The organism is Sorangium sp. So ce1153, from assembly GCF_051521595.1.
In the GTDB taxonomy this organism is placed as follows: domain Bacteria; phylum Myxococcota_A; class Polyangia; order Polyangiales; family Polyangiaceae; genus Sorangium.
In genome coordinates, this window is record NZ_CP150361.1 from 3,225,341 (window position 1) to 3,239,475 (window position 14,135).

Annotated in this window: 10 protein-coding genes; 8 read left to right on the top strand and 2 right to left on the bottom strand. The window is 72.5% G+C overall.

The features are described from left to right. The first annotated feature begins 22 nt into the window (after positions 1-22). The 5 genes from glnE (at position 23) to WME85_RS11520 (ending at position 7,230) form a co-directional block, all read left to right on the top strand. On the top strand, positions 23-3,187 hold the full coding sequence (glnE, locus tag WME85_RS11500) for a bifunctional [glutamate--ammonia ligase]-adenylyl-L-tyrosine phosphorylase/[glutamate--ammonia-ligase] adenylyltransferase (protein WP_437837627.1): 3,165 nt from the start codon (positions 23-25) through the stop codon (positions 3,185-3,187). Positions 3,188-3,289: 102 nt separating this feature from the next. Continuing rightward, positions 3,290-3,829, top strand: coding sequence for a hypothetical protein (locus tag WME85_RS11505; RefSeq protein ID WP_437837629.1), 540 nt, complete (start codon positions 3,290-3,292; stop codon positions 3,827-3,829). Between the two features lie 404 nt (positions 3,830-4,233). Beyond that, positions 4,234-5,688 (top strand): carboxypeptidase-like regulatory domain-containing protein, encoded by a 1,455-nt coding sequence (locus WME85_RS11510; RefSeq protein WP_437837631.1) that lies wholly within the window; start codon positions 4,234-4,236, stop codon positions 5,686-5,688. 713 nt (positions 5,689-6,401) lie between these two features. Continuing rightward, the gene (locus WME85_RS11515) at positions 6,402-6,623 is read left to right on the top strand and encodes a hypothetical protein (protein ID WP_437309167.1); all 222 of its coding nucleotides are present in this window, start codon (positions 6,402-6,404) and stop codon (positions 6,621-6,623) included. Between the two features lie 100 nt (positions 6,624-6,723). Continuing rightward, entirely contained in the window at positions 6,724-7,230 is a 507-nt protein-coding gene (locus WME85_RS11520) for a hypothetical protein (protein WP_437837633.1), read from the top strand. A 379-nt stretch (positions 7,231-7,609) separates the two neighbouring features. Here the strand turns inward: WME85_RS11520 and WME85_RS11525 are convergent, their stop codons facing one another. Together WME85_RS11525 and WME85_RS11530 are read right to left on the bottom strand one after the other, a co-directional pair. Then, complete coding sequence (locus tag WME85_RS11525) at positions 7,610-8,614, bottom strand: hypothetical protein (RefSeq protein ID WP_437837635.1); 1,005 nt, start codon at positions 8,612-8,614, stop codon at positions 7,610-7,612. Positions 8,615-8,635: 21 nt separating this feature from the next. Beyond that, on the bottom strand, positions 8,636-9,895 hold the full coding sequence (locus WME85_RS11530) for a hypothetical protein (protein WP_437837637.1): 1,260 nt from the start codon (positions 9,893-9,895) through the stop codon (positions 8,636-8,638). A gap of 131 nt (positions 9,896-10,026) precedes the next feature. Between WME85_RS11530 and WME85_RS11535 the strand changes: the two genes are divergently transcribed. From WME85_RS11535 to WME85_RS11545, 3 genes are read left to right on the top strand one after another with little or no spacing between them, the layout of a single operon-like run. After that, a complete protein-coding gene (locus tag WME85_RS11535; RefSeq protein WP_437309171.1) occupies positions 10,027-11,136 on the top strand; it encodes a DUF444 family protein in 1,110 nt (369 codons plus the stop codon). Positions 11,137-11,142: 6 nt separating this feature from the next. After that, positions 11,143-12,705, top strand: a complete 1,563-nt coding sequence (locus tag WME85_RS11540) for a SpoVR family protein (protein ID WP_437837639.1) — start codon at positions 11,143-11,145, stop codon at positions 12,703-12,705. Continuing rightward, positions 12,702-13,922 (top strand): tetratricopeptide repeat protein, encoded by a 1,221-nt coding sequence (locus WME85_RS11545; protein ID WP_437837641.1) that lies wholly within the window; start codon positions 12,702-12,704, stop codon positions 13,920-13,922. The genes WME85_RS11540 and WME85_RS11545 overlap by 4 nt, the downstream gene beginning before the upstream one ends. Positions 13,923-14,135 lie beyond the last annotated feature (213 nt).

Consider the following 14,135-nt stretch of genomic DNA (forward strand, 5'->3'; position numbering starts at 1 on the left):
ACGGTCTTGCTAGCCTCGCGCCATGCAACAGGTCTCGAGGCTCCTGGAGATCGCGAACGCGATCGATGAGCAACGCGTGAAGGACCGCGCGGCGCGGCTGTCGCCTCGCCTGCGCCCCGGGACGATGGCCTTCGCCATCGCGGCGCTCCTCACGGCCGCCTACCCCGCGATCGGCGCGGTCATCGAGGCAAATCCGGACATCGCGGAGCGGCTCGCGGCGGAGGGCCACCAGACGGCCCGCGATCGCGCCACGTACCTGTCGCGGATCCGGGCCCGCGTCGGCGACGTCTCGGACGCCGATCGCGTCCGCCGGGAGCTGCGGCGCGCGGCGCGCGACGAGCGGATCCGCGTCGCCCTGCGCGAGCTGCTCCCGCCCTCGGCGGGCGGCGCGGACGTCGACGTCACCGCGCGCGAGCTCACCGCGCTCGCCGAGGCCACGGTCGAGGTCGCGCTCGCGGAGGCCGTCTCGGCCGTGACCGCGAGGTTCGGAGAGCCGCGCACCGCGACGGGCGCCCGATCGAAGTTCGTCGTCCTCGGGATGGGCAAGCTCGGCGGCGACGAGCTCAACGCGGGCTCCGACGTCGACCTCATCTACCTCTACGACACCGACGAAGGGCAGGTGGGCCCCTCCGGCGATCGCGCCGTCTCGGTCACCCTGCACGACTTCTGGGCCCGCGTCGCGCGCCGCCTCACGTCGACGCTCGAGGAGGTCACGGAGGACGGCTTCGTCTGGCGGGTGGACCTCCGGCTCCGCCCCGAGGGGCGGAGCGGCCCGCTCGTCAACTCCCTGGCCGCCGCCGAGCGCTACTACGAGTCGTTCGGCCGCCTCTGGGAGCGCGCGGCGCTGCTCCGCGCCCGCGAGATCGCCGGCGATCTCGACTTCGGCGCCGAGGCGCTCGGGGTGCTCGCCCCGTTCGTCTGGCGGCGCCGGGTCGATCCGCAGCTCGCCGGCGACATGATCGAGCTCGTCGAGCGCGCGCGCGCGGAGCTCGCGCACGAAGCCTCGCGCGACCTGAAGCTCGGGCCCGGCGGCATCCGCGAGGCGGAGTTCTTCGTGCAGGCGCTGCAGCTCATCTGGGGCGGGCGCGAGCCGCGGGCGCGCGCGCAGAGCATGCTCGACGGCCTGCGGCGCCTGCGGGCGCTCGGGTACGTGACCGACCGGGAGGGGCGGGAGCTCGTGGAGGGCTACCTCGCGCTCCGGCGCGCGGAGCACGCGGTCCAGTCCGCGACCGGCGTGCAGACGCACCTGCTCCCCGACAGCGAGGCCGAGATGGAGCGCCTCGCCCGGACGCTGCGCTTCAAGGACGCCGCGGCGTTCCTCGCCGATACGGCGCAGCGCCGGAGCCAGATCAAGGCCCGGCTCATGTCGCTCCTGCCGAAGGGGAGCTCCCGGCCGTCGCGGTGGGTCGAGGCGGTGGCCGCGCTCGATCACGGCGACCGCGACACCTTCGCCGAGGCGCTCGCGAAGCACGCCGTGCTCGTCCTCGGCAAGGCGGGCGAGCCGGAGGGCGCCGCCGCGGACGCGGGCGCCGCCACCGAGCTCGCCGCGCCCGGCGCCGCGCCGCCCGAGCCGGGCGCGAACGCCTCGCTCGCCGCGCGCTTCCGCGACGTCGCCGACGACCTCTTCGAGCTGTCGCGGCACCCCGACGGCCTGCTCGGCGCGCGCAGCCGCGAGGCGTCCTCGTCGCTCGCCGAGACGCTGCTCGCCGCGGTCGTCGACGCCGCCGATCCGGAGCAAGCCGCGCGCTTCCTGCGGCTGTGCTTCTCCCGCGTCAGGCACTCCTCGGTCTACGCGCGCATGCTCGGCGACGATCCGCGCGCGCTCCGCCGGCTCATCGAGGCGCTCGGGTCGAGCGCGTTCATCGGCGACGCCATGGTGAGGTACCCCGAGCTCGTCGACGTCGTCCTGTTCGCGCGCGGCGCGCCGGGCCCCGACGTCATCAGGCACACCATCGAGGAGAGCCTCAGCGAGGCCGCGCCGGACGACGATCCCGAGGAGGCGCTCATCGCCGCGCTCCGGCGCGCGAAGGCGCGGGTCACCATCGAGGTCGGCCTCGCCGACCTGGGCGGCGAGGTCGGCACGCGCGAGGCGACGCTCGCGCTCTCGGACCTCGCCGACGCGTCGCTCGAGGCCGCGACGCGCTTCGCGCTGGGGACGCCGGCGGGGGAGCCGGTGAGGGGGCTCGCCGTGATCGCGATGGGCAAGCTCGGCGGCCGCGAGATCGGCTACGGGTCCGATCTCGACGTCTTCTTCCTGTTCGACCCGGCGTGCGCGCCGTCCGGCGATCAGGGGCCCGGCTCGGATCCCGGCACGTACTACGCGCGGCGCGCCCGGCAGATCATCCGGCTCATCTCGATGTCGCACGCGGCGGGGCCCGGCTACGAGCTCGACACGCGCCTGCGCCCGTCCGGAAGCCAGGGGCTGCTCGTCACGTCGGTCGAGTCGTTCGCCCGCTATCACGGCATCCACCGCGCGGGCGAGGCGGCGTCGGCGTCCGCGGGGCCGGACTCGTCGCCCGGGGTGCGGCACATCCGCGCCGCGATCTGGGAGCGCCTCGCGCTGATCCGGGCCCGCGCGGCGGCGGGCGATCCCGAGCTCGGGGCCGAGGCGATCTCGATCGCGCACGAGGCCGCGTACCTCCAGGCGGACGACTTCGATCGGATCGCCGAGGAGATCCACCGGCTCCGGCTCCGCATGGAGCGCGAGCTCTCGAACGAGCGCCGCGGCCGGCGCGACCTCAAGCTCGGGCGCGGCGGCCTCGCGGACATCGAGTTCGCGGTGCAGCTCCTGCAGATCCGCCACGGCGCCGATCCGCGCGTCAGGACCACCGAGACGCTCTCGGCGATCGAGGCGCTCGCCTCGGCCGGGTACCTGTCGGCCAAGCACGCCGAGGCCTTCCGTGACGGCCACGCGTTCCTGCGCAAGCTGGAGCAGCGGATCCGCATCGTGCACGCGGACGCCTCGCAGCTGCTCGAGGAGAACGCGCCCGGGGTCCCGCTCCTCGCCCGGCGGACAGGCATCCGGGGGCGCACCGCGGCCGAGGCGGCGAGGGAGCTGCTCGCGCGCTACGGCGAGATCACGGAGCGCGTCCGGGCGGCCTACGAGGCGATCGTCGCGCGCGGGGAGGCGCCGAGCGCGCCGGCTGGCGGGGAGCCGGGCGCGCCGCGCGGCGGAGCGGCGAGCTGAGCGCGCCAGCCGGCGGGGAGCCGAGCGCGCCGCGCGGCGGAGCGGCGCGCTGACGGTTGCCGTTGACCCTCGCGGGGCGCGGTGGAATGCCAGCGCGACACGATGACCACCCAGAGCGAGCAGCACGCAGAGCCGGCGTTCGCGCGCCGCGCCACCCAGATGACCTCCCTCGATGGCCTCGTCGGCGCGCACCCGGATGCGCTGCGGCAGTTCTACGAGGTCGGCAGGCCGGCGGATCCGGCGGAGCTCGGCGACGCCCCGCGAGGGCGCCTGCTCGCCCTGCAGCCGACGGCCGGGGTTCACATGGCGACGCGCCCGCTGATCTCGGCGCTCGCGTCGCGCTGGATGCCCTGGAAAGGGAATGAGTTCGACCATGGGGGCAACTCCGGCACGAACGTGGTCCTCGGGAGCAAGGTGTGTCGCTTCAAGGCGCAGCTCCTGCCCTCGGAGCTCGACGGCGCGCCGACGCTCGCGCTGACCTATGGCGAGAAGGCGTTCGGCAATCCCTGGCCCGTGAGCGCCGTGAAGGACGAGCTGCGGGCCATCGGCCCCGGGATCGCGATCGGGCCGGTGCTGCTGAGATGGCAAGAGCGGTGGCACGCCTTGCTCTGGTTCGGGCTGACGCGCGTGGACCCGCAGTAACCCGGCTCGGTACGAAGGCTCGCAGATCTCCGTCGGCTGCGGCCCGCGCTGCGCCGCCCTGCCCGCAGCGCCCTTGCGCTCGGCGCGTCTCTCGCTCGACTCCTCCGTCACGCATCGTCGGCGCGTCCATCCCTGTGTGATCGTGCCACATACCATGTCGCAGGCGCGGAGATCCGCTATGCGGGCTGTCCGGCGTCGGAGCGCGCGTGTCCTGCGGAGGCGGTAGTCACGGGTATCAGGCCATGCCCTATTTCACCATCGCTCCGTTCCTGCTCTTTGACGGACATACTTCCCGATTTCTACGCCCTGTCCTACGATAGAGACTGGGCGGCGGCAGGGCACCTTTGCCCGCGTCGCCCGGGAGGCTCGAAATGTTGACTTGGTCGGGCAAGGCGGGAGTCTTGATGGCTGCGATCGCTGTGGCGCCAGGCATGATCGCTGGCTGCTCCTGCGGCGATACGGGGGGCACCGCGCCCCCGGCGTCCGGCGGCGCGGGGCCTGGCGGCGGCAGCGGCAGCGGCGGAGACGGAAACGGAACTGGCGGCATCTTCGCTGGCAGCGGCATCCTGACGAACGTCGGGGGTGGGGGCGCGGGCGGCGAAGGGGCGTGCCGGGGCCTCGAGTGCCAGCAGGTCCAGTGCGAGAACGGGGCGAAGACCACCGTGAGCGGCACGGTCTACGACCCCTCGGGCAAGCTGCCCCTCTATAACGCGATTGTCTACGTCCCGAATGCGCCGCTCGATCCGATCACGGACGGCGCGACCTGCGACCAGTGCAGCGCGACGCTCTCGGGCAAGCCGATCGTGACGGCGCTGACCGATACCAAGGGAAGCTTCGTCCTGGAAGACGTGCCGGTCGGCGAGAACATCCCGCTCGTGGTCCAGGTGGGCAAGTGGCGGCGCGAGGTCGTCCTCCCGGCGGTCGAGAAGTGCACGGACACCGCGACGGACGCCGGGACCATCCGGCTGCCGCGCAATCAGGACGAGGGGCACATCCCGAAGATCGCCCTCACGACCGGCGGCGCCGATCCGCTCGAGTGCTTGCTGCACAAGCTCGGGATCTCGGAGAGCGAGTTCACGCCGGAGACCGGGACCGGCCGGATCAACCTGTTTGCCGGCCGCGGCGACGCGGGGCACCCCGTCACCACGCGGTACGCGGACGGCCTGAATCAAGGTGTGGAGTTCACGCCCGCCACGAGCCTCTGGGGGACCGTGGACAGCCTTCGCCAGTACGACATGGTGATCCTGGCCTGCGAGGGCGACCCGCACGCCGAAGACAAGCCCGAGACCGCGCGTCAGGCGATGTTCGATTACACCTCGCTCGGCGGGCGCGTGTTCGCTTCTCACTGGCACAACGTCTGGCTGAAGCGCGGGCCGGCGCCGTTCCCGGACACCGCGGTCTGGGACAACTTCAACGAGGACCCGGAGAGCCCGCTCACGGCGCTCGTGGACACCACGCGTCCGAAGGGGCAGGCCCTGGCGGACTGGCTCGTCAACGTCGGGGCGTCCGACGTGCACGGCCAGATCGTGATCAACGGAGCTCAGCACACGGTGAACGCCGTGAACGACGAGATCTCGACCCGGTGGATCTATTACGATCAGCCCGAGCCGGCCGGGATCCAGTACTTCACGTTCAACACGCCCATCGACGCCGAGGAAGACGAGCAGTGCGGTCGCCTCGTGTTCACGGACATCCATGTCTCGGCGGGGGACGTCACGGGCCCGGCCTTCCCGGAGGGCTGCTCCACGGCGGAGCTGACCGCCCAGGAGAAGGCGCTGCTCTTCATGCTGTTCGACCTGTCGTCCTGCATCGTGCCCGACGACGAGCCGCCGCCGATCCCGACCCCCGTCCCGCAGTGACGCCCCGCGGGCGCCGCGCCCCTCGGCAAGCGGCGCCGGTGCGCCAGTTCCGGAGCCGTGTCGCGGCAGCGCGACGGGCGCCAGTGTTCTCCTGATAGGGTCATATTTCCCCCGAGTTGCCCCGACGGCGATCCCCGATGACGGCCGCGCGGCAACGCCTCTCGCTCGCGCCGCGGGACGGCTGGGACGCCCCGGGATTGACCTTGATGATCTACGGAAAATCCCGCGGCGCTCCGCCGCGCCCGATCGCGAGGCGCACGTGAGCCGCGGGACGTTGGCTCTCGCCATTGCTCTCCTTCGGCTGCAAATTCACGGTGCCAGCGCATCTGCCACTCTGCTGCAGCGTGCCTCGGCCAACAGCGGTTGAGCAGAGGAAGTAGAGAAAAGGACAAGGAAAAACGACAGCAAAGACAGGAGGCTGTCGCGGTGGGAAGCACCACGCGGATACGGAATGTCATCCATGCGTGGTGCGGGGATCCTGCTAGGATGGACTCAGGCCGCAGTGCGGCGTCGCATCCCGCGCCTGGGTCGTTGGCTCTCGGCTCGTCCGAAGGAGCATGCCTACGATGGTCCAGCATCCCCTTACGTCAGCGGCCGTATGGCGGGCCCTCGAGCGCTGGCCTCGGGAGGACGGGCGTGCGCTCCGGTCGCCCGAGGCGTTGCAGGGCACCATGCGCGCGGAGGCGCTTCCGCTGCAGAGCAGGATGGAGGGGATGTGCGGAGTGATGGAGGGCGATGAAGTTCAGATCTGTCCTGCGCCACCTCCGCAGTCCTCGCGCCGGTACCTGGTCGGTCGGCGCGGCGACGCGGGCTGCCCGCTCTGCGCGCGGCGCACGCGGTCCACGACCGCGGGCCTCGGAGGGACGTCGTACCACTTCCTGACCGCCACGTGGGTGATCCTCGTGGTCGGCGAGCCCTTGCCGTCGTCGTCCTGAAGGGCGGGGGTACATGGCCCGCGGCGCTGAGCGTGAGGCGCGGCTCGTGGCGCTGAAGAGCGCGGCGCCGGGGAGCGGCTGAAGCTCCCCGGGGTGGGAGATGGGAAAGGATGATCGAGGTGGGCGCTCTTCGACGAGGGGCGCGAGGGGCGCGAGCGGCGCGCCCGGCGCCGCGGCTCAGCTGGCCGCCGATCGCCTTCCGGCGGTCGCGCGCTTCTGGCCCGCCCGCTGCGCGCCCGGCTGCGCCGCCCTCGTCCGCTGCGCTCCGCTGCGCCCGGCGCGCCCGCCGGCCGCCCGCGGCTTCGTCGCCCCCGCGCGCTGCGGCGCCGCCCGCTTCGCGCCCGCCGCCTTGCGCGCCGTCTTTCGCCCCGCCGCGGCGGTCGACCCCGTCGTGCTCCGGCCGCCTCCTGCCGCCCCGCCGGCGGCGGTCCGCTTCCTCGTCGCCGCCGCCTTCTTCGCGGCGGCGCTCCGCTGCCGGCTCGTCTGCCCAGCGGCCGCCTTTCTCGCCGTGCTGCCCGCCTTCTTCGCCCTCGCCGTGGTGCTCCGCGCCGTGCCCGGCCGCGTCGCGGCGCCTGCTCCTGCCTTGCGCGCTCCCTTCTTGGCCTGAGTCGCCCGCCGGGTCGGGCCCGCGGTCTTCCTCGCGCCCCCTGCCGCAGCCCTGGTCCGCCGGCCCGCAGCCGTCCGACCGGCCTCGCCCTGGGACGTCGCGGGCGCAGCCTGCTCCCGCTCGCCGCTCCCGACCCGCTTCCTCTGCTTGGACGTATCCTTCGCTGTCTCGCCTCTCGGCATTGAGCCCTCCCCCGAGCTCTCTCGACATGAGCTCGCTCGTGGACTCATGGTGCCACAGCGTTCCCTCTTTCCCGGTCGGAAAGTCGGCGGGAAGTACCGGAATCGAAATCAGGAACCGCTGTAGCCCACCCGGGCGCAAGCGCCTATTGCGCGTCAGGCGCGCGGCAGATCGACGCCGCAGACCCGCGCCGGAGCGCTCAGAAATCCCAGTCGAAGCCGACGCGAGCGCCGGTCTTGAGGTTCCACTGGGCAGGTCGCCGGTAGGTCTCCAGCACGTGCTCGACAGCGATCCCGAGGCCAGCCCACGGCATGACGCCGCGCACCCGCAGGGCGGAGACGCCGACCAGCCCGCCGACGCGCAGCCCCGGGCTCACGCGGAGGTCGTCCTGGGTGAAGTACGCGAGCGACGCGAGCTCGCCTTCGTAATGCCAGGTGCGGGCGTGGTACCGCAGCACCATCGGCAGCGCGACGGTGAAGCTGATCGGGAAGCGGGTCTTGGTCTCCGTCTGCTCGAACTGCGCTGTGCCGCCGAACTCGCCCCCGGCCAGGAACGTCCAGCGCTCGTCGAGCCCGTGGCCGAGCAGCAGCCGCCCCGAGCCGCCGGCGCCGGGGAGGACCCGGCCCGCGGCTCCTTCGAGGACCGCGATGCCGCCTCCCTCCACGTTGAGCGTGCTCCGGTAGGCGTCGGTCTCGCGCCCGCGGAAGGCCGGCGAGGGCCGGAGCCAGAACGGGCACTCGGTCGACGCGCCGCGCGTGTCGCGCGTGTCGCCAGCCCGGCGCATCGCCTCGTCGAGGAGCGCGCGCACCCGGGTCGCGAAGAGGAGTTCCTCGACCGCGTCCAGGTCGCCCCCGCGGCGCTGGAACGCCTCCTCGACGGGCCCGCCGAGCGCGATGATCTTGCTGTCGAGCGCGGCGAGCGCGGCCGCGCGCGTCTCCGGGGTCGCCGAGCACACGCTCATCAGCGCCGGCGACATGATCTCGTCGAGCTCGTACCGATCGATCGTCCAGCCGAGCGACTGCTGCACCTCGATCATCTTCTCGAGATCGACGAGCAGGCCCACGACCGCGAGATCCCGCGGCGTCGAGCCCTCGGGCAGCGCCGGCGGCGGCGCGGCCCCGGCGGCCGTCGCCGCGGCTGCGATGAGGATCGCCGCGAGCGCGCCCCACGCCAGCGCCAATCCCTTTCCCGTCGAGCCTCGCACGATCGCGGTTCGCTCCATCCGTCAGAAGCAGGTGCCGCCGCCGCAGCTCCTGCCCACGCAGCGCAGCAGCTGGACCGTCTCGGGGCTGTGGATGCAGTCGAACCCGCAGACGGCGGGGCCGTTCCCCTCGTCGAGGCAGCCGAAGAAGCACGCCACGTCCTCGGCGCACGCGGGGCTGACGAGGCACTGGTCGAGCTCCCCGCAGCAGCTCTCGGCCACGCACCCGCCGCACGCCGTCCCGTCGGACGGGCAGGTGGGGCCGCCGCAGACGCCGCTCTCGCAGCTCCCGTCGCAGCAATCCCGGTCCGCCGCGCAGGCGCCGCCGTTCGGGGTGCACGGGGCCCGGCAGACGCCGTCCTCGCACGCGCCGCTGCAGCACGCCGCGCCCGACGTGCACGCGTCGCCGTCCTCGGCGCACGCGCCGCAGGTCAGCCCGCAGAGCGCGGGGACCGCGTCGACGCAGGCCTCGTCCCACCCGATCGTGCAGCAGAGCGGGTCGAACCGGCAGATCTCCGCCGCGCAGTCGCTGCAGCCCACCTCGAGCGGCTCGCCGACCGCGCAGACAGCGTGCGAGCAGGCCACGCCCCCGCAGACGCCCTGCTCGCAGACGCCGGAGCAGCACGCGTCGGCCGAGCCGCACGCGTCCCCGTCGGGGCTGCACCCGCCGCAGACGCCCGCGTTGCAGCGCTGGCTGCAGCAGTCCGCGCCAGCGCTGCAGGCGGAGCCGTCCGGCGCGCACGGATCGAGGCAGATGCCCTCGACGCAGATGCCGCTGCAGCACGGGGCCCCGACGCAGAGAGAGCCGTTCGGGGTGCAGCCCGCGGCGCACGCGCCGTCCACGCAGCTCCGCGAGCAGCACTGCTCCGGGGAGCTGCACGCGCCCCCGTCGGGGGAGCACCGCTCCCCGCAGGCCCCTCCCGCGCAGACCCCGGCGCAGCACTGCGCCGCGCCCTCGCAGGCCGCGCCGTCGGGGGAGCAGCCCTGCCCGCAGATCCCCTCGGTGCAACGGCCGGTACAGCAGTCGCTCGAGGCGGCGCACGGCGTCCCATCCCGCGCACAGCTGCCGCCGCCGCAGATCCCCTGCGCGCACGCGGCGCTGCAGCAGTCCGCCGCGCTCTGGCAGGGGAGCCCGTCCTCCCGGCACACAGGCGCGTCCGGGGCGCCCCCCGCGCCCGCGGGCTCGGGCAGCCCGACGAGCTGCTCGCGGGAGCCGCAGCCGAGGAGGGGGGCCGCGAGGGCCGCGAGGACCACAAGGAGGAGAGCCGCCGCTCGGGGAAGCACGTCCCTGAGGCTACCATGAGCTCAGTTCACGACGGGCGGGCGTGACGGTGGGGCAGGAGACGGCGCGCTGGACCCCGGCGGCCCGCCGAACGTGCGGACCGGAGACCGCTTCCGATGCTACACTCGCCAGCGTGTCGTTGAAGATCGACCAGGATCACGGGCGCTTCCGTCAGATCGTTCGCGGCCGCATCCGCGAGAACCTCCGCAAGTACATCTCGCAAGGCGAGCTCATCGGGCGAAAGGGAAAGGACCTCGTCTCGATTCCCATTCCTCAGATCGACATCCCGCGCTTCCGCTTCGGCGACAAGCAGCGCGGGGGCGTAGGGCAGGGCGACGGCAACCCCGGCGATCCCGTGGGGGGCTCGGACGACAAGCAGCCCGGGCAGGGGCAGGCGGGCAGCGGCGAGGGGGACCACCTCCTCGAGGTCGACGTCACGCTCGAGGAGCTCGCCGGCATCCTCGGCGAGGAGCTCGAGCTGCCGGACATCCAGGACAAGGGCAAGAGCAAGATCTCGAACGCCCACGACCGCTACTCGGGCATCCGCCGGGTCGGCCCGGAGTCGCTCCGCCACTTCAAGCGGACGTACCGCGAGGCGCTGAAGCGCATGATCTCGAGCGGGACGTTCCGCCCGACCGCGCCGGTCGTCGTCCCCATCCCGGACGACAAGCGCTACCGCTCGTGGAAGACGATCACCGAGCCCGTCGCGAACGCGGTCATCATCTACATGATGGACGTCTCCGGCTCGATGGGCGACGAGCAGAAGGAGATCGTGCGCATCGAGTCGTTCTGGCTCGATGCGTGGCTGACCCGCCAGTACAAGGGCCTCGAGTCGCGCTTCATCATCCACGACGCGATCGCCCGCGAGGTCGACCGGGACACGTTCTTCCACACGCGCGAGTCCGGCGGCACGATGATCTCGAGCGCGTACAAGCTCTGCTCGCAGATCATCGACAACGATTACCCACCGGCAGAGTGGAACATCTACCCGTTCCACTTCTCGGACGGCGACAACTGGTCGATGGACGACACGCTCTCCTGCGTGGACGTGCTGAAGACCCAGATCCTGCCGCGGGTCAACATGTTCGCCTACGGTCAGGTCGAGAGCCCGTACGGCTCGGGTCAGTTCATCAAGGACCTGAAAGAGCACTTCTCTCAGGACGAGCGGGTCGTGGTCAGCGAGATCAGGGACAAGGACGCCATCGTGGGCAGCATCAAGGATTTCCTGGGGAAGGGGAAGTAGAGCGGTATGAGCAAGTTCGCGCTGAACACCGCGCTCCCCCGCTACCTGCGCACCGAGAAGGAGCGCATCGAGAAGATCGCCCAGGACTACGGGCTCGATTTCTTCCCGGTCATCTTCGAGATGCTGACGTACGACCAGATGAACGAGATCGCCGCGTACGGCGGCTTCCCGAGCCGCTACCCGCACTGGCGGTTCGGCATGGAGTACGAGCAGCTCTCGAAGAGCTACGAGTATGGCCTCTCCAAGATCTACGAGATGGTCATCAACAACAACCCCTCGTACGCCTACCTGCTCGAGGGCAACTCGCTGACCGACCAGAAGCTCGTGATGGCGCACGTGTTCGGGCACGTCGACTTCTTCAAGAACAACTTCTGCTTCCGGTCCACCGACCTCGACCACCGCGGCCCGATCGTCGACCCCGTGCGGCGGAGCGACGACTACGACCCGGATCGCAAGTGGATCGACAAGATGGCGAACCACGGCGCGCGCGTGGCGCGCCACATCGAGCGCCACGGCATCAACAAGGTCGAGGCGTTCATCGACCACTGCCTGTCGCTCGAGAACCTGATCGACCCGTGGGCCCCGTTCACCGGCCGCCCCGCGCCCAGGGAGGAGGAGGAGCCCACGGAAGAGCCGATGGACACCTACAAGCTCCGGGCGAAGGAATACATGGATTCCTTCATCAACCCGGAGGAGATCCTCGAGGCGCAGCGCAAGAAGCGGCAGGAGGCGAAGAAGCCGGAGCGCAAGGTGCCGGAGCGCCCCGAGCGGGACGTGCTCAAGTTCCTGCTCGATCACGCGCCGCTCGACCGGTGGGAGCGCGACGTGCTCGAGATCATCCGCGAGGAGACCTACTACTTCGTGCCCCAGCGGCAGACGAAGATCATGAACGAGGGCTGGGCCTCGTACTGGCACTCGAAGATGATGACCGAGAAGGTCCTCGATGCGTCGGAGATCATCGACTACGCCGAGAACAACGCCGGTGTCATGGCGACCGCGCCGGGGCGCTTCAACCCGTACAAGGTCGGCGTGGAGCTCTACCGCTACATCGAGGACCGGTGGAACAAGGGCCGCTTCGGCCGCGAGTGGGAGGAGTGCACCGACCTCGACGCGAAGCGCACCTGGGACATGCGGCTCGGCCTCGGCCGCGAGAAGATCTTCCAGGTGCGCGCGCTCTACAACGACGTGACCTTCATCGACGAGTTCCTCACGCCGGAGTTCGTCATCGATCAGAAGATGTACACGTTCGGCTTCTCCGGGCGCAACGACAGGTTCGAGATCGAGAGCCGCGAGTTCAAGGAGGTGAAGGAGAAGCTCCTCTTCCAGCTCACGAACTTCGGCGATCCCTACATCCGCGTGGTCGACGCCAACTACGGCAACCGCGGGGAGCTCCTGCTCGAGCACGTGCACGGCGGCTTCGACCTGCGCGCGGACTACGCGCGCGAGACGCTCGTCGCGCTCGTGCGGTGCTGGAAGCGCCCGGTCGGCGTCGCGACCAGGATGGATAACAAGCCTGTGCTGCTCCGGTACGACGGCAAGGAGCACGCGATGACCCCGTACAAATTGTGAGCTCCAGCGGATCGATCGGCCGGCTCGCGCTCGTGTTCGCGCTCGCCGGCTGCGCCGCCGCGCCGGCGCCCGCGACGTCCGCCCCGCCGCCCGCGCCGTCCGCCCCGCTCGGTCCGACGCCCGCGGCGACCGCCGCGCCGACCACCGCGCCGCCTGCCGGGGTCGGGGCAGCGCCGGGCGCGGCGGCAGCGCCGGAGGCGCAGGCCGGCTCGGGCGTCCCGCTCGACGCGCCGTCCACGAGCGAGGGCGCCGCGGCGAGCCCGCCTCCGCGCGTCGCGCGCGGGACCGGCACGGCGGCGGACAGGAAGCTCGAGGAGGGCGACGCCGCGTACGCGACAGGCGATTTCCCCGCCGCGGAGAGGGCCTATCGCGCGGCCGCGCTGCTCGACAGGAGGGACGCCGCGGCGATCGTGGGCGCCCAGCGCGCGGCGATCGCGAGGGCCGGCGTGTCGGCGGAGTACAACGGAGCTCCGGGGGACAGGACGCTGCTCGCCGCGATCCCGGAGCTGAAGCGCGCGGCGTCGCTCGAGCCGGGCTACGCGCCCGCGCACCTCGAGCTCGGCCGCGCGCACCTCGTCCTCGGCCGCGCCGACGCGGCGCTCGGCGAGCTCGCGCGCGCCGCGGAGCTCGCCCCGAGCGACGCCGAGGCCCGGTCCGCGCTCGGCGTGGCGCACCTCGCGCTCGGCAACCTGCAGGACGCCGTCCGCGAGCTCGCGCGCTCGGCAGAGCTCGCGCCCGGCGACGCCGAGCGGCAGGCGAACCTCGGGACAGCGCTGCTCGCCGCGGGGAAGACGGCCGACGCGATCCGCGCGTACGAGCGCGCCGCGAAGCTCTCGCCCGCCGACGCGCGCCTGCAAAACGATCTCGGGACGGCGCTGCTCGCCGCGAACGATCCTGCGCGCGCGGTCCCGTACCTCGAGGCGGCCGTGGCGCGCGAGCCGACGCGCGCCACCTACCGCTCGAACCTGGGCTATGCGCACCACCTCCGCGGCGATCTGCAGAAGGCGATCGCGCTCTACCGCGAGGCGCTGAAGCTCGACGACCGGCTCGGCAGCGCCTGGATCAACCTGGGCAACGCGCTGGCGCAGTCGGGCCAGCTCAAGGACGCGCGCGCAGCCTACGAGAAGGCGCGCGCCGCCGACCCCACCGATCCGCGCGTGAAGGCGGTGATGGACGAGCTCGACGCGATCGAGCGGCGCGGCGCCGCGCCACGATGACACCGGCGTGACGCCGGCGTGAGACAACCGCGCTGGCCGCGCGCGGCGGCCAGCCACGCGGCGCGCGTCCGCCCGCGCGCAGCCCCGCGGGCCAACGCAGGTCGCCGAGCCCTGCGCGGGGCATGAGGTCTCTCGCCGGCGCGCGGCGACTCGAGCCGTCGCCGGGCGGCGCCGCGGCCGGAGTCGCCGGCGAGCCCAGCGCACGCCGAGGTT